This is a genomic window from Blastococcus saxobsidens (assembly GCF_002938435.1).
GTDB lineage: Bacteria > Actinomycetota > Actinomycetes > Mycobacteriales > Geodermatophilaceae > Blastococcus > Blastococcus saxobsidens.
The window spans coordinates 40,530-60,870 of record NZ_POQT01000024.1 but is presented as its reverse complement, the minus strand read 5'-3'; the positions used below and the strand labels follow the sequence as shown (position 1 = coordinate 60,870).

Genomic DNA, 20,341 nt, shown 5'->3' with positions numbered 1-20,341 from the left:
CGTGCCGCGATCGTCCGCCGGGGACTGTGAGCTGTGCCCAGGCGGAGGATCAGCCGGCCGCCGGAACGGTGGGGTCGAAGACCGGTGCGTACCGGCGCCACGGCAGCTGCCGCTCGAGTTCCCCGCTCAGCCAGAGTAGACGCGCCTCGGCGCCCGGCGGCCCGACCAGCTGGACGGGCACCGGCGGCCCGTCCGGGCGGGCGGCGGCCGGTAGCACGGCGGCGGGGATGCCGGCCAGGTTCCAGGCCGCCGTCCACGGCGCCCACCGCGCATTGGCGGTGATGTTGGCGAGGAAGCCGCGCTCGTGCCAGGGCCGCGCGGGCAGCGGCGGGCCGGTGGTCACCGGGGTGAGCAGCACGTCGACGTCGTCGAAGAACCGGACCATGCGCTCGCGGAACCGCTCCTGCGTGCGGGGCCGGACCAGCCCCAGCCGCCGGACGACGCGGCCGATGCGGGCGTGGGTGCGGCTGCGCGGCTGCAGCTGCGCACGATCGATGCCGAGGAACTCCGCGTCGTCCTCGGCACCGGCCATCCAGCGGACGAGGGCGCCGGCCGCGGCCGCGGGGGTGATCGGCGGGTTCCGCCGGACGACGGTGTGCCCGGCCGCGCGCAGCCGGGCGACCACGGTGTCCACGGCGGCGCGCGTGGCGGCGTCGGCGCCCACCCCCGGGACCGGCGACCGGGTGCTGACGGCGATCCGCAGCGGGCGCCCCGGATCGGCGGGAGGGGCCGGGTCCTCCCCCGCCAGGATCGCGTGCGCCACCGCGAGGTCGGCCACCGTGGTGGCGAGCGCACCGTTGACGGCCATGCCGGACCAGTCGTCGGCACCGATGCCGCCGGGCACCACCCCGGTGCCCGGCTTCAGGGTGACCAGCCCGCAGGCCGCCGCGGGCAGCCGCAGCGAGCCCATCCCGTCGTTGCCGTGCGCGATCGGGACGCCGCCCGCGGCCACCGCCGCGGCGCTCCCGCCGGAACTGCCGGCGGGCGACAGCGCGGTGTCCCACGGGTTCCGGCTGACCGTGCCGGGGCCGTCGGTGGCCGCGTAGAGGCAGAGCTCCGGGGCGCGGGTGATGCCGACGACGACGGCGCCGGCCTTGCGCAGCCGCGTGACGACCGGGTGGTCCTTGGCCTCCGGACCGGCGGTGCGGGCGGGCGAGCCGTCGGTGCAGGTTTCCCCCGCCACCGGGACGTTGTCCTTGATCGCCACCGGCACCCCGGCCAGGGGCAGGGCGAAGCGGGTGAGGCTGGCGTCCACGGCCGCCGCCTCCAGCAGCGCGGCCTCCCGCCGGATCACGCGGAAGGCGCCGACCCGGCCGTCGACGGCCTCGATGTGGTCGAGGTGCGCGCGGACGACGTCGACCGCCGTGATCTCACCGGCGCGCACCAGCGCGGCGATCTCCGTCGCCGGCAGGCCCACGACGGAGGCGCCCACCCGGGACTCCTCCCGGGCACCGCCCCCGGCGCCGTCCTGAGCCGTGCCGACACCTCCGCTAGCGTCCATGCCTGGACCGTAACGGCGTCCGCCGACACTTTCCGAACGGAGTCCGGATGAGCACCGCGAAGTACACCGGGGACGTCGAGGTCGGGGGTCCCGCCGACGTGCGGGAGCTGCCCGGGCTGACCATCAGCAAGGTCGCCGTCAGCGAGATGGCGAACAACGCCTACCTGCTGCGCTGCACCGCCACCGGTGAGGCCCTGCTCGTCGACGCGGCCGCCGAGCCGGAGACGCTGCAGGCGCTGATCGGCGGCACCGCGCTGCGGACCGTCGTCACCACCCACGGGCACTGGGACCACCACCGCGCCCTGCCGGAGGTCGTCGCGGCGACCGGCGCGGTCACCGTCGCCCACCCGGCGGACAGCGCGGACCTCCCGGTCCCGGTGCAGCGCCCGGTCGAGCACGGGGACACCGTCACCGTCGGCGAGCAGACGCTCGAGGTGGTGCACCTGCGCGGGCACACGCCCGGCAGCATCGCCCTCGTCTGGCGCGGCCGCGGCGACGCCGGGGTGCACGTCTTCACCGGCGACAGCCTCTTCCCCGGCGGTGTCGGCAACACCCAGCAGGACGCCGACCGGTTCGCCAGCCTGATCGACGACGTCGAGCAGCGGCTCTTCGCCGTCCTGCCCGACGAGGCCTGGGTCTACCCCGGACACGGCAAGGACACGACGATCGGTGCCGAGCGACCGCACCTGGCGGAGTGGCGGGACCGCGGCTGGTGAGCCGGCCTGGCTAGACGTCCTCGGTGAACAGGGCGACCAGCTCGTCGGCGGTGCCGGGCACGTGCAGCGGCAGCACCGACACCGTCCACTCCGGCTGCCGCTCGTCCACGCCCAGGGCGAGGTCCCAGGCGGCCCGCGGGGTCAGTGGTCCGAAGCAGGCGTCGTCGCCGTCCTCGCCGAGGTCCACCTCGACCAGCCACTGGTCGGACAGGTCGGCGGCGAGCTCCGCGTAGTCGGGAGCCGCGTCCTCGTCGGGCTCGGGGGTGTCCAGCCTGACCGGGTAGATGAGCGCCATCCTGCGCACGCTAGGCCTACTCGTCCCGTCCCGCAGTGCCCAGCGCGCTCAGGCCCCGGTGTCGTCCCCGTTGGCGGGGGTCGGCAGCCAACGCGCCCACCAGCGGAGGACGTGCTCGAAGCGGGCCAGCCGGTGCCGGGGCCGCCCGGACCGGGAGAGCTCGTGCCCCTCTCCGGGGAACAGCAGGAGTTCCGACGGGACCCCGCGTCGCTTCAGCTCCACGTAGAGCCGCTGCCCCTGCTCCAGCGGCGTCCGCCAGTCCTGCTCGGCGTGGATCACCAGGGTCGGTGTGGTGATGGCGTGCGCGTGCGCCAGCGGGCTCTGCGCGGCGAGCCGCTCCGGCTCGCTCCCGAGGTAGCCGTCGGGGAAGTACCACCCGATGTCGGCCGATCCTGCGAAGCTGACCGGATCGGTGAGCGCCCGCTCCACCACGGCCCCGGCGAACCGGTCGGTGCGCCCGATCAGCAGTGCGGTCAGGAAGCCGCCGTAGGAGCCGCCCATGATGCCCACGCGGTCGGCGTCCAGGGCCGGATCGGCGAGCGCCGCGTCGAGGAACGCGAGGACGTCGTCGGCGTCGAGGCCGCCCCAGGCGCCGCGGATCGCCCGGCCGTGGGCGGCCCCGTAGCCGGAGGAGCCCCGCGGGTTGCACTGCACCACCGCGTAGCCCGCGGAGACGAGGACCTGGATCTCGTCGAGCAGCGTCCAGCCGTACTGCCGGAACGGTCCCCCGTGCACGGTGAGCAGCACCGGGTGCGGCCCGGGGCCGGGCGGCGTGGTGACCCAGCCGTGCACCGGGTACCCGTCGGGCGCCTCCGCGGTGCGCTGCTCCGCGCGGTGCAGCCGACCCGTCGCGCCCAGCTCCCGGCCGAAGCCGGTGAGCAGCCGGCGCCCCTCCGGGCTGATCGCCAGGAGTTCGCCGGCCGAGCGGTCGTGCGCGACGACGGCGACGACGACGTCACCTGCGGCCGCGAACCCCCGCACGGTGAACGGCCCGTCCACGAGGGCCTCCGGCTCACCGCCGTCCAGCGGCACCCGCAGCAGCTCCACCGCGCCGCGGCGCTCGACGCCGACCAGGACCGCCTCCCCGGCGAGCACGGTGCCCGGGGTCTCGTCCCCCCGCTGGTGCAGCTCCGCGTCCAGCAGCGGGGCCAGGGGTCCACCGGCGGCCGGCACGCGGCACGGCACGGCCTGACGGGCCACGAAGTCCAGCCCGTCGGGCCCGAGGTCGGGGACGGCGGTGACGACGAGGGACGTCCCGTCGGCGGTGTAGACGGGCAGCGCACAGTCGCCCCGCCCGTCGGTGACCCGCCGCAGCCCCGTCCCGTCGAGGTGCACCGCGTACACGTCGTGCACCAGGTCCCGGTCGGCACGGGGATGCCGGGCGGAGACGAAGGCCAGCTCCCCGCCGTCGGGACGCCAGGTGACGTCGATGCAGTCGTCGTCGCCGGTGGTGAGCTGCACGGGTGCGGGCGCCGGTGTGGTGTCGCCGGCGAAGTCGGCCGGCAGGTCGACGACGAACACCTGGCTGGGCCGGTCGCGCAGGAACCCGACGCCGTCCCGCCGGAACGTGAGGGTGGTGATCAGCCGGGGCGGCTCGGCGATGGCGTCGACGCCCTCCACCGTGCCGTACCGGCCGGGCTCCGGGACACGCGCGACGTGGGCCAGCCGGCGGGAGTCCGGCGACCACACCGGCCGTCCCGCGCCGAGGTGGTGGGCGGTGAGCCGGCGCGGGGCTCCCCCGGCAGCCGGCAGCACCAGGATCTGCGGCCGCCCACCCGGCTCGGTGCCGAGGTAGGCCAGCCAACGGCCGTCCGGGGAGAACGCCGGGTCGGTGTCGTGGGCGCCGGACGTCAGAGGGCGCGCCGGGGCCGACCCGTCGGTGGGCACCGCCCACAGCTGGCTGCGGTACTCGTCGGCGTCCAGGTCCGGCCAGCCGACGGCGACGACCGCGATCCGGCCGTCGGGCGAGACGGTCGGCGTCCCCGGGGTGCGCAGGAGCGCGAGATCGTTCGGCCGCATGATCGGCGACGCTAACCCAGCCGGTGCCGGCGACCGCCCGCCCTCCGGGTGGAGGGGGGCGGCCGCCGGGAAGGCAAGGTCAGCGGGGGCCGCGGTCCTCGTCCGGCGAGGACCCGGCGGTGTTGTCCGGGCTGGCGATGCGCGCCTCGGCCGCCGCGGCGGCCTCCGGACCGCCGGTGGGCACCGACTTCGCCGTCTCCGGGTCCACGACCGGCTCGTCGACGGAGATCAGCTGACCGCGGGTCTTGATCAGGCTGGCCACCGTGGCGACGACGAGCACGCCCAGGATGATCGACAGCGACAGCCAGATCGGGATGTGCGGCACCGCCTCGAGGGGCTCGCGCTCACCCGCGAACGGCAGCTGGTTCTCGTACAGCGCCTCCAGGATCAGCTTCACGCCGATGAAGGCCAGGATGACGGCGAGCCCCAGGGAGAGGTACACGAGCCGCTTCAGCAGGCCACCGAGCAGGAAGTACAGCTGGCGCAGACCCATGAGGGCGAAGACGTTGGCCGTGAAGACGATGAAGGGTTCCCGGGTGAGGCCGAAGATCGCCGGGATGCTGTCCAGCGCGAAGATCAGGTCCGTCGTCCCGAGGGCCAGGATCACCACGATCATCGGCGTCCACATCTTCTTGCCGTTCTCGGTGACCCGGATCTTCGCGCCGTGGTAGTCCCTCGTGATCGGCAGGACCTTGCGCATCCGCCGGATGAACGCGTTCTCCTCGTAGTCCTCGTCCTCGCCGCGGTGCCGGACGAGGTTGATCGCGGTGTAGATGAGGAAGACGCCGAAGAAGTAGAAGACCCACACGAACCGCTCGATGACCACGGCACCGACCAGGATGAAGATCCCGCGCAGGACCAGGGCGATGATGATGCCGATCATCAGCGCTTCCTGCTGGTACTTCCGCGGCACCCCGAAGCGCGCCATGATGATCACGAAGACGAACAGGTTGTCGACCGAGAGCGAGTACTCGGTGAGCCAGCCCGCGTAGAACTCGGTGGCGTAGGTCCCGTTCGTGAACGCCAGCATCAGGACGCCGAAGATCAGCGCCAGGCTCACGTAGAAGCCCACCCAGAGCCCCGCCTCCTTCATGGAGGGCTCGTGCGGGCGGCGGGCGACGATGGCGAGATCCGCGAGCAGCAGGACGGTGAGTCCCACGAACGTCGTGATCTCGAACCAGACGGGCAGTTCCATGCGGGGGGTTCCTCCGGGGGACGAGCAGTCTCAGCACCGGAGGTCTCTCCCACCGCACGCCGTCAGGCGCACGACCGGCAGCACCGGAGGCCATGGGACCTCGTGATGACGACGCTGCCGCGGGGGGATACTCCCCTCCTTCGCATCCCCCGGCGGCGGCGATCGTCAGTGGTCGCGTCGGCCCGGGTTCGCGGCGCTCACGGTACCTGCTCGGGCGTCACCGGACCCTCCGGACCCCGGGAAGGACTCCCCGGGTGTCCTCTCCCCGTCCGACAGCGACGTCGGGTCGGCGGCGGCCGCCTCGGCGACGAGGTGCTCCCGCCGGTCGCGGCGCACCCGCCAGAGGCTGGCCACCGTCGTCACGACCAGCGTCAGCAGGATCACCAGCAGGGACACGGTGATCGGCACCTCCGGGATCACGGTGACCGCCTCGCCCCCGTTCACGAACGGCAGCTCGTTCTTGTGGAGGGCGTGGATGACGAGCTTCACACCGATGAAGCCCAGGATCACCGCCAGGCCGTAGGCGAGGTAGACGAGCCGGTCGAGCAGCCCGTCGATGAGGAAGAACAGCTGCCGGAGCCCGAGCAGGGAGAAGGCGTTGGCGGTGAAGACCAGGAACGTCTCCTGGGTCAGGCCGAAGATCGCCGGGATCGAGTCGACGGCGAAGATGATGTCCGCCGTCCCGATCGCGATGAGCGCGATGGCCAGCGGGGTCAGGAAGCGCTTGCCGTCCAGCGTCACGGTCATCCGGTCGGAGTGGTACTCGTCCGTCGTGCGCAGGCGCTTGCGGGCGAACCGGAGGACGGCGTTCTCCTTGTAGTCCTCCTCGTCGCCGTGGCCGCCGCTGCGGGCCTGCACCCACGCGGTGTAGATGAGGATCGCGCCGAACAGGTAGAAGACCCAGCTGAAGTTCGCGATGGCCGCCGCCCCGACGAAGATGAACACCGTCCGGAGGGCCAGGGCGAACGTGATGCCGAAGAGCAGCACCTTCTGCTGCAGCTCCCGGGGCACCCCGAAGGCCGCCATGATCAGCACGAACACGAAGAGGTTGTCGACCGAGAGGCTCTTCTCGGTCACGTAGCCGGCGAAGTACTCACCCGCGAAGCCGGCGCCCCAGCCCCACCAGACGAGGAAGCCGAAGACGATCGCGATGCCGACGTAGGCCGCCGACCACGTCGCGGATTCGCGGAGCGTCGGTGCGTGCGGCGTGCGCACGTGACCGACGAGGTCGAAGACGAGCATGCCCACGATCGCGGCGACCGTGACAGCCCACACCCAGAAGGGCACGTCCAAGGAACATCCTCCGGAGACTCGGCGGTGCAGGACGCACCGCACAGGGTCGATCCGGAGGTCTCTCCCGCCGCCCGCTGGGACGACCGACGGCGCCGGAGGCCCATGGGGACCTCGTAGTGACGACGCTGCCGCGGGGGGTTACTCCCCTCCATGCCGGACCGTTGCCGGGCCGACGGGATCCAGGGTAGGGGGCAACGGCTGTTGCGTCCAGTCGACACCGCATTCCCACCCCCGCGGGTACCCCCTCGCCGGCCGGCGCGGGGTCAGGCGCCGTCCGTCAGGCGTGTGCGGCGTCGAACTGGCGGAGCTCCTTCTTCAGTTCGTTGAGCTCGTCCCGCAGCCGTGCCGCGACCTCGAACTGCAGCTCCCGCGCGGCTGCGAGCATCTGGTCGTTCATCTGCGTGATCAGGTCGGCCAGCTCGTTGCGTGGCAGCCCCTGCACGTCGATGGCCCCTGCCTTGCCGGCCTTCTTCGACGACAGCCCCGGCACCGGGGACTTCCCGCGCGACTGCTGCCGGCCGGAGCCGCCGATGAGCTCGCCGGTCTCGGAGTCCTCGGCCTCGCGGTAGATCCCCTCGAGGATGTCCACGATCTTCTTCCGCAGCGGCTGCGGGTCGACGCCACGCTCGAGGTTGTAGGCGATCTGCTTCTCGCGGCGGCGCTCGGTCTCCTCGATCGCCTGCGCCATCGAGGGCGTGATCTTGTCGGCGTACATGTGCACCTGGCCGGAGACGTTGCGCGCGGCCCGCCCGATGGTCTGGATGAGCGACTTGCCCGACCGGAGGAAGCCCTCCTTGTCGGCGTCGAGGATCGCCACCAGCGAGACCTCGGGGAGGTCCAGGCCCTCGCGCAGCAGGTTGATGCCGATGAGGACGTCGTACTCCCCCTGCCGGAGCTCGCGGAGCAGCTCGACGCGACGCAGCGTGTCCACCTCGGAGTGCAGGTAGCGCACCTTGATGCCGAGCTCGAGCAGGTAGTCGGTGAGGTCCTCGGCCATCTTCTTGGTCAGCGTCGTGACCAGGATCCGCTCGTCCTTCTCGGTGCGGACGCGGATCTCGTGCACGAGGTCGTCGATCTGGCCCTTGGTCGGCTTCACCACGACCTCCGGATCGACCAGTCCGGTGGGGCGGATGACCTGCTCGACGACCTCGCCGCCGGTGCGCCCCAGCTCGTAGTCCCCCGGCGTGGCCGAGAGGTAGACCGTCTGCCCGATCCGGTCGGTGAACTCCTCCCACTTCAGCGGGCGGTTGTCCATGGCCGACGGCAGCCGGAAGCCGTGCTCGACGAGCGTCCGCTTGCGGCTCATGTCGCCCTCGTACATGCCACCGATCTGCGGGACGGTCACGTGCGACTCGTCGATGACCAGGAGGAAGTCGTCCGGGAAGTAGTCGATGAGACAGGCGCCCGCCGAGCCCGGCGACCGGCCGTCGATGTGCCGCGAGTAGTTCTCGATGCCGGAGCAGAACCCGACCTGGCGCATCATCTCGATGTCGTAGGTGGTGCGCATGCGCAGCCGCTGGGCCTCGAGCAGCTTGCCCTGCTTCTCCAGCTCGGCCAGCCGCTGCTCGAGCTCCGCCTCGATGCCGCGGATCGCCCGCTCCATCCGGTCGGGCCCGGCGACGTAGTGGCTGGCCGGGAAGACGAACAGCTCCTGCACCTCGCGGACGACCTCACCGGTCAGCGGGTGCAGGTAGTACAGCCGCTCCACCTCGTCGCCGAACATCTCGATGCGGACGGCGAGCTCCTCGTAGACCGGGAAGACCTCGATCGTGTCGCCCCGCACGCGGAAGGTGCCCCGCGTGAAGGAGAGGTCGTTGCGGGTGTACTGCTCGGTGACCAGGGTGCGCAGCAGCTCGTCGCGGTCGCGCTCCTCCCCCACCGAGATCTTCAGCGCCCGCTCGACGTACTCCTCCGGGGTGCCCAGGCCGTAGATGCAGGACACGGTGGCCACCACGACGACGTCGCGCCGGGTGAGGAGCGCGTTGGTGGCCGAGTGCCGCAGCCGCTCCACCTCGTCGTTCACCGACGAGTCCTTCTCGATGTAGGTGTCGGTCTGCGGGACGTAGGCCTCGGGCTGGTAGTAGTCGTAGTACGAGACGAAGTACTCGACCGCGTTGTCGGGCAGCAGCTCGCGGAACTCGTTGGCCAGCTGCGCAGCGAGCGTCTTGTTGGGCGCCATCACCAGCGTCGGCCGCTGGACCTGCTCGATGAGCCAGGCGGTGGTGGCCGACTTGCCGGTTCCGGTCGCGCCGAGGAGGACGACGTCCTTCTCGCCCGCGCCCACCCGCTCGGCGAGGGCCTTGATCGCGGCCGGCTGGTCGCCCGCGGGCTCGAAGTCGCTGACGACGCGGAAGCGCCCCTGGGTGGGCCGGAGGTCGGAGGACGTGCGCACGAGGTCGAAGGTACGTCGACCCTGTGACAGAACGCGTCGCGAGCACCGGCTGCGGCTGGTGGGGCGATCGTGGAGGAGGGACGGGGCGGGTACTTGTCCCCTTCCGCCGTCACCCCTAGCGTGCCTGGTCGCAGGAACGGTTCCCGTCGTGGGCCAGCGCCACCCGGTTCTCCCGGGCGAGGTCGGCGTGCGGCGGGCCGTGGTCCGGTCGGCAGCCGGGCGGCCCGCAGCCGCCCGGAGGCCGGGACGCCGCCGCGCCCCGCACGGACCTGCGCACGACGCCCCCCGCGGCTCCCGCGGGGGGCGTCGTCGTCCCGGGGCGGGGCCGGGCGCCCCAGCCGCACGGCTCACACCCGGGAGAGGTGTGGCGGCGTCCCTTCGGGGGCAAGCGACGTCCGACGGCCCGTCCCGGCCCGGTCGCGACAGCGTCCGGGCCACCGCCCTGAGCCCTGGGGCGCCCTGCGCAGGAGGAACACCCGACGATGACCCAGGTATGGCCCGGTAGCGCCTACCCCCTCGGCGCCACCTACGACGGCACCGGCACCAACTTCGCGATCTTCAGCGAGGTGGCCGAGAAGGTCGAGCTGTGCCTCTTCGACGAGCAGGGCAACGAGGAGCGCATCCGCCTGCCGGAGATGGACGGCTACGTCTGGCACGCGTTCCTGCCCGGCGTCCACGCCGGCCAGAAGTACGGCTTCCGCGTGCACGGCCCCTACGCCCCCGAGCAAGGGCTGCGCTGCAACCCCAACAAGCTGCTGCTCGACCCGTACGCGAAGGCGATCGACGGCCAGGTGGCCTGGCACCCCTCGTGCTTCGGTTACGACTTCGAGACCTTGGAGCGCAACGACGAGGACTCGGCCCCGCACATGCCGAAGTCCGTCGTGGTGAACCCGTACTTCGACTGGGGCGTCGACCGCCCGCCGAAGACGCCCTACAACAAGACGGTCATCTACGAGGCCCACGTGAAGGGGCTGACGATGACCAACCCCCGGATCCCCGAGGAGCTCCGCGGCACGTACGCCGGCATCGCCCACCCGGCGACGATCGAGCACCTCACCGAGCTCGGCATCACCGCCCTCGAGCTGCTGCCGGTGCACCGGTTCGTGCAGGACGACACCCTCCAGCAGAAGGGCCTGCGCAACTACTGGGGTTACAACACGATCGGCTTCTTCGCGCCGCACGACGAGTACGCCAGCGACACGACGGCGGGCCAGCAGGTGCAGGAGTTCAAGGGGATGGTGCGCGCCCTGCACGAGGCGGGCATCGAGGTCATCCTCGACGTGGTCTACAACCACACCGCCGAGGGCAACCACCTCGGCCCCACCCTGTCGTTCAAGGGCATCGACAACCGGGCGTACTACAAGCTCGTCGAGGGCGACGAGCAGCACTACATGGACTACACCGGCACTGGGAACACGCTCAACGTCCGGACGCCGCAGTCGCTGCAGCTGATCATGGACTCGCTGCGCTACTGGGTCACCGAGATGCACGTCGACGGCTTCCGCTTCGACCTGGCTTCCGCGCTGGCCCGCGAGCTGCACGCCGTCGACCGGCTGGCCACGTTCTTCGACCTCGTCCACCAGGACCCGGTCGTCAGCCAGGTGAAGCTGATCGCCGAGCCGTGGGACGTCGGCGAGGGCGGCTACCAGGTGGGCAACTTCCCCGCGCTGTGGACCGAGTGGAACGGCAAGTACCGCGACACGGTCCGCGACTTCTGGCGCGGCGAGGGCGGCACCATCGGGGACTTCGCCGACCGGATCTCCGGCTCCTCCGACCTCTACCAGCACTCCGGCCGGCGGCCGGTGGCGAGCATCAACTTCGTCACCGCGCACGACGGCTTCACCCTCAACGACCTGGTCTCGTACAACGAGAAGCACAACGAGGCCAACGGCGAGGACAACAACGACGGCGAGAGCCACAACCGCAGCTGGAACTGCGGAGTCGAGGGCGAGACCGACGACCCGGAGATCCTGCAGCTGCGGGCCCAGCAGCGGCGCAACTTCATCGCCACGACGATGCTCAGCCAGGGCGTGCCGATGCTGCTGCACGGCGACGAGCTGGGCCGGTCCCAGCGTGGCAACAACAACGGGTACTGCCAGGACTCCGAGCTCACCTGGATCGACTGGGCGAACGTGGACGAGGGGCTGCTGGAGTTCACCAAGAAGGTCACCAAGCTCCGCTGCGACCACCCGACGTTCCGCCGCCGCCGGTTCTTCCACGGCCGGCCGGTGCGCCGCGGGCTGGGCGACCCGGTGCCGGACATCGCCTGGCTCGCTCCCACGGGCGAGGAGATGGCCGACGAGGACTGGGACGCCGCCTACGCCAAGTCCCTGGCGGTCTACCTCAACGGCGTCGGCATCCGGGAGACCGACGAGCGCGGCGAGTACGTCTCCGACGACCACTTCTACCTGGCCTTCAACGCCTCGAACGAGCCGATCGAGTTCACCCTGCCGAGTGCCGACTACTCGCAGAGCTGGACGCCGGTGCTCGACACCGCCGAGATGCACGAGGTCGAGCCGGTCGACGTGAAGCCCGGCGAGACGGTCACCGTCCAGGGCCGCTCGATCGTCGTCCTCACGGGTCCCGCCCAGTGACCCAGCCGATCCAGGTACCGGGGAGCGACCGTCGCCGCGGGACCCCGACCGCGACGTACCGGCTGCAGGTGCACGCCGGCTTCCCGCTGCAGGACGCCGCTGACGTGGCCGACTATCTCGCCGACCTCGGGGTGACGCACGCGTACTCCTCCCCCCTGCTGCGCTCGGCCGAGGGGAGCAACCACGGCTACGACACCGTCGACCACGCGCACATCGACGAGGCGCGCGGCGGGCAGGAGGGCTTCGACCGGTTCGTCGCCGCGCTGCACGAGCACGGCCTCGGCCTGGTGCTGGACCTGGTGCCCAACCACATGGGCGTCGACGACCCGGCGGCCGCGCCGTGGTGGTGGGACGTGCTCCAGCACGGTCAGGGCAGCGCGCACGCGGCGGCCTTCGACATCGACTGGGAGTTCGGCGGCGGGAAGGTCCGCATCCCGGTGCTGGGATCGGCGGACGACGTCGAGAAGCTCGAGATCGTCGACGGCGAGCTGCGGTACTACGACAACCGCTTCCCGATCGCGCCCGGGACCCTGCCATCGGACGGGGCGACGCCACACCCACTCGAGGTGCACGCCCGCCAGCACTACGAGCTGGTCGACTGGCGGCGCGCGGACGCGGACCTGAACTACCGGCGGTTCTTCGCCATCAACACCCTCGCCGGCCTGCGGGTGGAGGACCCGGCGATCTTCGACGCGACCCACGAGCTGGTGCTGCGACTGGTCCGCGACGGCGCCGTCGACGGGTTGCGGATCGACCACCCGGACGGCCTGGCGGACCCGAAGGGCTACCTGGACCGGCTGGCCGAGGCGTCGGACCACCGCTGGACCGTCGTGGAGAAGATCCTCGAGCCGGGCGAGGACCTGCCCGACAGCTGGGCGACGGCCGGCACCACCGGCTACGACGCCCTCAGCGAGGTCGACCAGGTGCTCGTCGACCCTGCGGGAGAGCCGGCGATCACCGCGCTCGACACGGAACTGGCCGACGCGCCCGTCGACTACGCGCAGCTGGTCCACGACTGCAAGCGCGAGGTCACCGACGGCATGCTCGGCTCGGAGGTCGCCCGCCTGGTGCGGGTGATCGGCGAGCTGCCGGGCATCGGTGCCGCGCAGCAGACCGAGGCGCTGGCCGAGCTGCTGGCGTCCTTCCCCGTCTACCGCAGCTACCTGCCCGACGGCCGCGAGCACCTGGACCGGACGGTGGCTGCGGTGCGCGAGCGCCGGCCGGACCTCACCGCCGCCCTCGACGCCCTGCACCCGGTGCTCTCCCAGGCCGGCACGGAGGCCGCGACCCGGTTCGAGCAGACCAGCGGCCCGGTGATGGCCAAGGGCGTCGAGGACAGCGCCTACTACCGGTGGGCCCGGTTCGTCGCCCTCAACGAGGTGGGCGGCGACCCGGCCGAGTTCGGCAGCACCGTCGCGGAGTTCCACGAGGCGCAGCGCCGGCGGCAGGAGTTGCGCCCCCGGTCGATGACGACCCTCTCCACGCACGACACCAAGCGCAGCGAGGACGTGCGGGCCCGGCTGGCGGTCCTCGCCGAGATCCCCGACGAGTGGGCCGGCCTCGTCCGCGGCTGGTCCGCCCGCCACCCGCTGGCCGACCGCCCGCTGGCGCACCTGGTGTGGCAGAACCTCGTGGGCGCGTGGCCGCTCTCCCGCGAGCGCGCGCACGCCTACGTCGAGAAGGCCGCCCGCGAGGCGGGCACGTCGACGACCTGGACCGATCCGGTGCACGAGTTCGAGGAAGCGCTGCACGCCCTGGTCGACGCCGCGTTCGACGACCCGACGACGTCGGCGGAGATCGAGCATTTCGTCGCCCGCATCGCAGCGCCCGGACGGTCGAACTCGCTGACCCAGAAGCTGCTGCAGTTGACGATGCCGGGCGTGCCCGACGTCTACCAGGGCACCGAGCTCTGGGACTACTCACTGGTCGACCCCGACAACCGCCGTCCGGTCGACTACGCACTGCGCCGGCAGCTGCTGGCCCGGCTGGACGCCGGCGAGGTCCCCGAGGTGGACGAGAGCGGGGCGGCGAAGCTGCTGGTCGTCTCCCGCACGCTGCAGGCCCGCCGGGACTACCCGGAGTGGTTCGAGGGCTACGAGCCGGTCGTGGTGACCGGCTCGGCCGCCGAGCACGTGGTCGCCTTCGACCGCAGCGGCTCCGACGGCGGCGGCGCCGTCGTGGTGGCCACCCGGCTGCCGGTCGGGCTGACCGCCGAGGGCTGGGGCGACACCGCGTTGCAGCTACCCAACGGGGCCTGGCGTGACCTGTTCACCGGTCGGCGGGTCGTCTCCGACGTCGCCGGCGTGGCGGCCGACGCCCTGCTGAGCACGCTGCCGGTCGCGCTGCTCGTCCGCGACTGAAAGAGGACCTCGTCCTCCCCACCCTTCGCAGGCTCAGGGCGGGACCCTGGACGAGGCCGAGACGCACGAAGACCTGAACCCAGCGCGGTCGGCCGGGAACGCCCTGGGGTCCTGCCCCGGCGTGGCGGCGCCACGCCGGGGCGAATCGCCCGGACTCGTTCCGTTCGGCGCGACGCCCGCGCATCCGGTGCCTAGCGTCGTCGGCGCACCCGGGCCTGCCCGGCCGGGTGCGAGGCGCCGGACCGCCGAACCCCGTCCGCCGGACGCCTGACTCCGACCCACCCCAGGACGGGGGCGGGGGAACCACTCACGGCGCGCCCGCGCGCCTCGGGGTGAAGCCGCACCGTGCCCTTCCCGGGCACGACGGCCGGGCACCGATTCGCCCGAACCCGACAGCTCACCCCGCAGGCGGTGATCGGAGGATCACCCATGTCCGAGAACACCTCGACGATGCACGCCCGCACCCGCTTCCGCCGGGGCGCCGTCGTCGTCGGCGCCGCGGCCATCGGCATCGGCGTGCTCGCCACGCCGGCGCAGGCGGCCACGTACGACTGGTCCGGCGTCGCGCAGTGCGAGTCCGGCGGCAACTGGAGCATCAACACCGGCAACGGCTACTACGGCGGGCTGCAGTTCAGCTCTCCGACCTGGCTGGGCCACGGCGGCGGGGAGTTCGCCCCGCGGGCCGACCTCGCGAGCCCCGCGGAGCAGATCACGGTCGCGGAGCGGGTCCTCCTGACCCAGGGCGTGGGCGCCTGGCCCACCTGCGGCAAGCAGCTGCGGCCCGGCACCACCGCCGCGGCGCAGGCACCTGCTCCCCCGGCGGCACCGGCTCCGGCGGCGGCACCGGCACCGGAGCCGACGTCGGCCGCCGGGTACACGGTCAGGTCGCGGGACACCCTCGCGAAGATCGCCCGCGCGCAGGGCGTCGACGGCGGCTGGCGCGAGCTCTGGGCGGCCAACCGCGACACCGTCAAGAACCCGAACCTGATCCGGGTCGGCCAGAAGCTGACCATCCCGGGCTGATCCGCTCCGGGCAGCCGGGGCGACGCGCCCCGGCTGCCCCGGGGATCAGAACCGGATCGCGTCGATGACCTTGGCGCGCACGGCGATGATCGCCGGCAGGAGCCCGGCAAGCGCGCCCACCGCCGTCGCCGCGACGAGGCCCTCCACCGCGGCCGCCACGGGGAAGCCGGGGGTGTCGGCCAACGGGATGCCGTCGTTCAGCAGACGTTCCAGGGGCAGATTGCGCACCAGCACGATCGAGGCCCCCACCGCCGCCACCCCGGCCAGCGCCGTGGCGCAGACGCTCTCCAGCATCACGGCCGAGAAGATCCGGCCCGAGGTGGCGCCGAAGCTGCGCCGGACGCCGATCTCGCGGATCCGCTGCCGCACGGTCACCAGGCCGATGTTGAGCACGCCGAGGCCACCGAGGACGAGCACGACGATCCCCGCCCCGCGGATGGCCAGCCGCAGCATGGCGAGGGTCTCCTCCATGCCCGAGGCGTCCTGCCGGTAGGCGTCCACCTGGACGCCGAGCGCGAGGCCGAGGTCGCGGGAGACGATCTCCATGACCTGCTCGGCCTGGTCGGGCTGCACCCAGAGCTCGAGCGTGGTGGGCCCGCCGTACATCGCCTGGGCCGTGTCCACCGACCCGGCGTCGTCCCAGGGTCCGCCGGAGCGGTCCACCCGGTAGGCGACCAGTTCGGACCCGTAGCCCTCGCGGACGACGCCGACGATGGTGGCGCGCACCGGGGTGGGGCCGCCGAGCACCACGGTGGGTCGCGAGGAGAGGTCCGGGACGCCCAGGGCCTCCAGGAAGGCCTCGTTGACCACCAGTGCGGGGCTGAGCGAGGCCCGGTCGCCCTCCCGGAACCAGCGCCCCTGGACCGGTTCCTTGCGGTGCAGCTCCCCGTAGGAAGGCGAGACGCGCACCGTCTGCACCCGCTGCGTCCCGCCCGGCAGCCGGTACAGCCCCTCGCCGTAGCTGACGCTGGCCGCCGTCGTGATCCCGTAGCGCTCGGTGAAGTCGGCGACGGCGGCGTCCCACTCCTCCGCGTCCGGCGGCATCCCGGTCATCGGGTCGAAGGCGTTGACCTGGATCGTCGCGGGTCGACCGGCCCCGCGCTCGGCGCTCTCCTGCTGCACCTGCGCGACCAGCTGGCCCAGCGCGGTCACGGTGGTCATGGCGAAGACGGCGAGGAAGACGCCGACGAGCGAGAGGACGACCCGGCTCTTGTGGACCCGGACCTCGTCCCAGGCCTCGCTCAGCGCGCCGAGCAGTCCGGTCATGCCGAGCTCCGGTCGGAGGTGGCGGCCCCCAGCGCGCCCTGCTCGACGAGCGGGGACAGCCGGCCGGCCTCCAACCGGAACCGCCGGCCGGCCAGGGCGGCGACCGACAGGTCGTGGGTGATGGTCACCAGGGCGGCCCCGTTCTCGGCCGTCGCCTGCGCGAGCAGCGCCATCACCTGGGCACCGGTCTCGACGTCGAGCGCGCCGGTCGGCTCGTCGGCCAGCACCACCCGGGGGGCACGGACCAGCGCCCGGGCGATCGCGACCCGCTGCTGCTCGCCGCCGGAGAGCCGCTCGGGCACCTGGTCGGCCCGGCCGCCCAGGCCGACGCGGTCCAGCATCTCGGCGGCGGTCCGCCGCCGGCGCAGGAAGTCGCGGCCGCGGGCGTAGAGCAGCGGCGCGGCCACGTTCTCCACGGCGGTGCGCCGCGGCAGCAGGTTGAACTGCTGGAAGACGAACCCGAAGACCTCCCCGCGCAGCCGGGACCGGCGCCGGGCGCGCAGGTGGTCGGTCGGCTCGCCGTCGAGCAGGTAGGTGCCGGCGCTCGGTGTGTCGAGCAGGCCGAGGATGTTGAGCAGCGTCGACTTCCCCGATCCGGACCGGCCGACGATCGACACGTGCTCGCCCGGGGCGACGGTCAGGTCGATCCCGGTGAGGATCGGCAGGACGCTGCCGTCGGGCAGGTCCACCTGGCGGCTGATGCCTTCCAGCGCCAGCAGGGTCATCCGTACGGCCCGCCCATCGGGTACTCGGCAGCGGTGTCGTCGGGCACGGGCACGAACTGCAGCACCTGCTCGCCTTCGGCGACCCCCTCCCGGATCTCGACCTGCTCGCCGTCGGTCAGCCCGAGGACGACGGTCCGGACCTCCTCCGCGCCGTCCTCCCCCACGACCCAGACGTTGCCCTGCTGCACCGAGCCCTGGACGGCGGTGATCGGGACGACCAGCACGTCGTCGGCGGTGCCGGCCGAGACCGCCACGGTCGCCGCCATGCCGGCGAACACGGCGGTTCCCGGCGGCACGGCGCACCGGGCCGTGGTCCCCGCGCCGGACGGGGGCATCATCGGGCCGCCACCGGCGTCGGGGTCGGTGGGCGCCGGCTCGGTGCCGAGGACGAGGCCGGTGCAGGTGAACGGCGCCGGCCCGCCCTGAACCGTGACCTCGGCGGTGGTCGGCGGCGCGAGCAGGCGGAACTGCTCGGACTGGGTGAGCGGCGCGGTGACCGAGAGGGTGCCCGGCGACACCTGGCCGATCGGGTTGCCGACGGCCACCACCTGGTCGACCAGGACGTCCAGCGTCGTGACGACGCCGGCGCTCGGTGCCGGCACCGCGACCGTGCGCACCTTCGGCGGGCGGGGCGTGACCGTGGGGTTTCCGTCGGGATCGGTCCCGGTGACCGGCTGCTGCTCCTGCTCGACGCGGACCTCCACCACCGTCTGCCCGGCCGTGACGGTCGCGCCCTGCTGCACCAGCACCCGGCGCACGGTGCCGGCGGCGGTGGCCTTGACCGGTACCGCGCCGTCGGCCACCACGGTGCCCTGGACGGTCACGGTGTTGGCCACGGTCCCCCGGGCTACCGGGACGGGCGGCGCCGTGAGCTCGAGCCGCGGCGCACCGGGTCCGCCGGGAGCCGGTCCGGCGGCGTCGCTGCCACCGAACGCCAGCACCACGAGCGCGACGGCGATGACCGACCAGACCAGCAGCCGCAGCAGGGGGAAGACGAGGGTGCGGACCGTGCCCACGGGCGACCTCCGGCCTTTCGGGTACCCGCCGGTACCGGTGGCGACGGACGATAGCGGTCCGCAGGTGCTCCGCCGCTGCTTCCGGTCGCGGAACACGGAAACGTGACCCACTCGCGATCGAAGGGTTGGGCAGGCAGGACGCGGGCAGAACACCTCCGCCCCCCGCCGTCCCCTCTCCCGGAGGCTCCCGCATGTCCGCTCCCGTCGAGTTCGCCGTCTGGGCGCCACTGCCCGAACGCGTGCGAGTGCAGGTCGACGGCGCCGTCCACGACATGCAGCGGGACGACGGCGGTTGGTGGCGCACCGAGATCGAGGCCCGGCCGGACGCCGACTTCGGCTTCCTGCTGGACGGTGATGACACCCCCCGTCCCGACCCGCGCTCGCGCCGGCAGCCCGAGGGCGTGCACGGGCTCTCCCGCCGGTACGACCCGTCGGCCTACGAGTGGGGCGACCGCGCCTGGACCGGCCGCCCGCTGGCCGGTGGGGTCGTCTACGAGCTGCACGTCGGCACGTTCACCCCCGAGGGCACGCTGGATGCGGCGATCGGCCGGCTGGGGCACCTGGTCCGGCTCGGCGTGGACTTCGTCGAACTGCTGCCGGTCAACGCCTTCAACGGCACGCACAACTGGGGCTACGACGGCGTCCTCTGGTACGCCGTCCAGGAGTCCTACGGCGGGCCGGAGGCCTACCAGCGGTTCGTCGACGCCTGCCACCAGCAGGGCCTGGGCGTGATCCAGGACGTCGTCTACAACCACCTCGGGCCGTCGGGCAACTACCTGCCGATGTACTTCCCGATCTTCTCGGAGGGCGGCGCCAACACCTGGGGCGACTCGATCAACCTCAGCGGCCCGGACTCCGACGAGGTCCGCCGCTACATCATCGACAACGCGCTGATGTGGCTGCGGGACATGCACGTCGACGGGCTGCGCCTGGACGCCGTCCACGCGCTGGTCGACGAGCGGGCCACGCACGTCCTGGAGGAGATGGCCCAGGAGGTCGACAAGCTGTCGGTCGCCGTCGGCCGGCCGCTGACGCTGATCGCCGAGAGCGACCTCAACGACCCGCGCATGGTCACGCCGCGCGTGGCCGGTGGCCTGGGCCTGGCCGCGCAGTGGAGCGACGACTTCCACCACTCGCTGCACTCGGTGCTGACCGGCGAGGGCCAGGGCTACTACGCCGACTTCGCCGCCGGCGGGCTCGGCGGGCTGGCCAAGGTGCTGACCGGGGCCTACTTCCACGACGGTGCGTGGTCGAGCTTCCGCCGGCGGCACCACGGCCGGCCGGTGGACACCGCCGCCCTGCCCGGCTGGAAGTTCCTGGGCTACCTGCAGGACCACGACCAGATCGGCAACCGGGCCACCGGTGACCGCATCTCCGCCTCCCTGTCCCCCGAGCTGCTCGCCGTGGGCGCGACGATCGTCCTCGCGAGCCCCTTCACGCCGATGCTGTTCATGGGCGAGGAGTGGGGCGCCGGCACGCCGTGGCAGTTCTTCACCAGCCACCCCGAGCCCGAGCTCGGCAGGGCGACGGCGGAGGGCCGCATCGGCGAGTTCGCCGAGCACGGCTGGGACGCCGACGTCGTCCCGGACCCGCAGGACCCGGAGACCTTCACCCGGTCCAAGCTGGACTGGTCCGAGCTCGACCGGGAGCCGCACGAGCGGTTGCTCGCCGTGCACCGCTCGCTGCTGGCGCTGCGCCGCGCCCACCCGGACCTGGTCGACCCGGACCTGACCGCTGTGCAGGTCGCGTGGGACGACGCGGACCGCTGGCTGGTCGTGCACCGTGGCACGCTGCGCGTCGTGGTGAACCTGGCCGACCAGCCGCGCGAGATCGACCTCGACCGCACGGCCGGCGAGGTCCTCTTCGCCACCGGCGAGCTCCCGGTCCTCGACGACGACGCGGTGACGCTGCCGGCCCGCAGCGCCGCCGTCATCAGCACCCGCTGA

14 protein-coding genes and 1 riboswitch are annotated in these 20,341 nt (G+C 72.9%); of the genes, 5 read left to right on the top strand and 9 right to left on the bottom strand.

Annotated elements, in window-relative coordinates:
• Positions 1-49: 49 nt before the first annotated feature.
• Entirely contained in the window at positions 50-1,501 is a 1,452-nt protein-coding gene (locus C5507_RS14710; protein ID WP_104529267.1) for an amidase, read from the bottom strand.
• Positions 1,502-1,548: 47 nt separating this feature from the next.
• Here C5507_RS14710 and C5507_RS14705 point away from each other — a divergent pair, with 47 nt between their 5' ends.
• On the top strand, positions 1,549-2,217 hold the full coding sequence (locus C5507_RS14705; RefSeq protein ID WP_104529266.1) for an MBL fold metallo-hydrolase: 669 nt from the start codon (positions 1,549-1,551) through the stop codon (positions 2,215-2,217).
• Between the two features lie 10 nt (positions 2,218-2,227).
• Here the strand turns inward: C5507_RS14705 and C5507_RS14700 are convergent, their stop codons facing one another.
• The 5 genes from C5507_RS14700 to uvrB all read right to left on the bottom strand — a co-directional run bounded on the left by C5507_RS14700 (position 2,228) and on the right by uvrB (position 9,411).
• On the bottom strand, positions 2,228-2,512 hold the full coding sequence (locus C5507_RS14700; protein ID WP_104529265.1) for a hypothetical protein: 285 nt from the start codon (positions 2,510-2,512) through the stop codon (positions 2,228-2,230).
• A gap of 48 nt (positions 2,513-2,560) precedes the next feature.
• Entirely contained in the window at positions 2,561-4,531 is a 1,971-nt protein-coding gene (locus tag C5507_RS14695) for a S9 family peptidase (protein WP_104529264.1), read from the bottom strand.
• Positions 4,532-4,610: 79 nt separating this feature from the next.
• Positions 4,611-5,726, bottom strand: coding sequence for a TerC family protein (locus tag C5507_RS14690; protein ID WP_104529263.1), 1,116 nt, complete (start codon positions 5,724-5,726; stop codon positions 4,611-4,613).
• Positions 5,727-5,891: 165 nt separating this feature from the next.
• Positions 5,892-7,013, bottom strand: coding sequence for a TerC family protein (locus C5507_RS14685; RefSeq protein ID WP_242611368.1), 1,122 nt, complete (start codon positions 7,011-7,013; stop codon positions 5,892-5,894).
• Positions 7,014-7,296: 283 nt separating this feature from the next.
• Complete coding sequence (gene uvrB / locus C5507_RS14680; protein WP_104529261.1) at positions 7,297-9,411, bottom strand: excinuclease ABC subunit UvrB; 2,115 nt, start codon at positions 9,409-9,411, stop codon at positions 7,297-7,299.
• Between the two features lie 482 nt (positions 9,412-9,893).
• On the opposite strand from uvrB, the gene glgX reads away from it, so the two are divergent.
• The 3 genes from glgX (at position 9,894) to C5507_RS23350 (ending at position 15,388) form a co-directional block, all read left to right on the top strand.
• The gene (glgX, locus tag C5507_RS14675; protein WP_104529260.1) at positions 9,894-12,005 is read left to right on the top strand and encodes a glycogen debranching protein GlgX; all 2,112 of its coding nucleotides are present in this window, start codon (positions 9,894-9,896) and stop codon (positions 12,003-12,005) included.
• Entirely contained in the window at positions 12,002-14,365 is a 2,364-nt protein-coding gene (gene treY, locus C5507_RS14670; RefSeq protein ID WP_104529259.1) for a malto-oligosyltrehalose synthase, read from the top strand. Before glgX ends, treY begins: the two co-directional genes overlap by 4 nt.
• A 265-nt stretch (positions 14,366-14,630) precedes the next feature.
• Positions 14,631-14,791, top strand: a riboswitch (cyclic di-AMP (ydaO/yuaA leader).
• Between the two features lie 3 nt (positions 14,792-14,794).
• Entirely contained in the window at positions 14,795-15,388 is a 594-nt protein-coding gene (locus C5507_RS23350) for a LysM peptidoglycan-binding domain-containing protein (protein ID WP_104529258.1), read from the top strand.
• 45 nt (positions 15,389-15,433) lie between these two features.
• On the opposite strand, the gene C5507_RS14660 is transcribed toward C5507_RS23350, so the two are convergent.
• Genes C5507_RS14660 through C5507_RS14650 form a run of 3 tightly spaced genes read right to left on the bottom strand, consistent with a single transcriptional unit; the run spans position 15,434 to position 18,395 of the window.
• Positions 15,434-16,654: an ABC transporter permease gene (locus C5507_RS14660; RefSeq protein ID WP_104529257.1), complete on the bottom strand. Its 1,221-nt coding sequence runs from the start codon at positions 16,652-16,654 to the stop codon at positions 15,434-15,436.
• Complete coding sequence (locus tag C5507_RS14655; protein WP_104529256.1) at positions 16,651-17,379, bottom strand: ABC transporter ATP-binding protein; 729 nt, start codon at positions 17,377-17,379, stop codon at positions 16,651-16,653. The genes C5507_RS14660 and C5507_RS14655 overlap by 4 nt, the downstream gene beginning before the upstream one ends.
• A complete protein-coding gene (locus tag C5507_RS14650; protein ID WP_104529255.1) occupies positions 17,376-18,395 on the bottom strand; it encodes an efflux RND transporter periplasmic adaptor subunit in 1,020 nt (339 codons plus the stop codon). Before C5507_RS14650 ends, C5507_RS14655 begins: the two co-directional genes overlap by 4 nt.
• A 191-nt stretch (positions 18,396-18,586) precedes the next feature.
• On the opposite strand from C5507_RS14650, the gene treZ reads away from it, so the two are divergent.
• A complete protein-coding gene (gene treZ / locus C5507_RS14645; protein WP_104529254.1) occupies positions 18,587-20,341 on the top strand; it encodes a malto-oligosyltrehalose trehalohydrolase in 1,755 nt (584 codons plus the stop codon).

What these genes read in the sequence shown, in the direction of transcription:
- glgX (WP_104529260.1), top strand. Translation starts at nt 9,894, where the DNA reads ATGACCCAGGTATGGCCCGGTAGCGCCTACCCCCTCGGCGCCACCTAC.
- C5507_RS14695 (WP_104529264.1), bottom strand. Translation starts at nt 4,531, where the DNA reads ATGCGGCCGAACGATCTCGCGCTCCTGCGCACCCCGGGGACGCCGACC.
- C5507_RS23350 (WP_104529258.1), top strand. Translation starts at nt 14,795, where the DNA reads ATGTCCGAGAACACCTCGACGATGCACGCCCGCACCCGCTTCCGCCGG.
- C5507_RS14705 (WP_104529266.1), top strand. Translation starts at nt 1,549, where the DNA reads ATGAGCACCGCGAAGTACACCGGGGACGTCGAGGTCGGGGGTCCCGCC.
- treZ (WP_104529254.1), top strand. Translation starts at nt 18,587, where the DNA reads ATGTCCGCTCCCGTCGAGTTCGCCGTCTGGGCGCCACTGCCCGAACGC.
- C5507_RS14700 (WP_104529265.1), bottom strand. Translation starts at nt 2,512, where the DNA reads ATGGCGCTCATCTACCCGGTCAGGCTGGACACCCCCGAGCCCGACGAG.
- C5507_RS14655 (WP_104529256.1), bottom strand. Translation starts at nt 17,379, where the DNA reads ATGACCCTGCTGGCGCTGGAAGGCATCAGCCGCCAGGTGGACCTGCCC.
- C5507_RS14660 (WP_104529257.1), bottom strand. Translation starts at nt 16,654, where the DNA reads ATGACCGGACTGCTCGGCGCGCTGAGCGAGGCCTGGGACGAGGTCCGG.
- C5507_RS14710 (WP_104529267.1), bottom strand. Translation starts at nt 1,501, where the DNA reads ATGGACGCTAGCGGAGGTGTCGGCACGGCTCAGGACGGCGCCGGGGGC.
- C5507_RS14690 (WP_104529263.1), bottom strand. Translation starts at nt 5,726, where the DNA reads ATGGAACTGCCCGTCTGGTTCGAGATCACGACGTTCGTGGGACTCACC.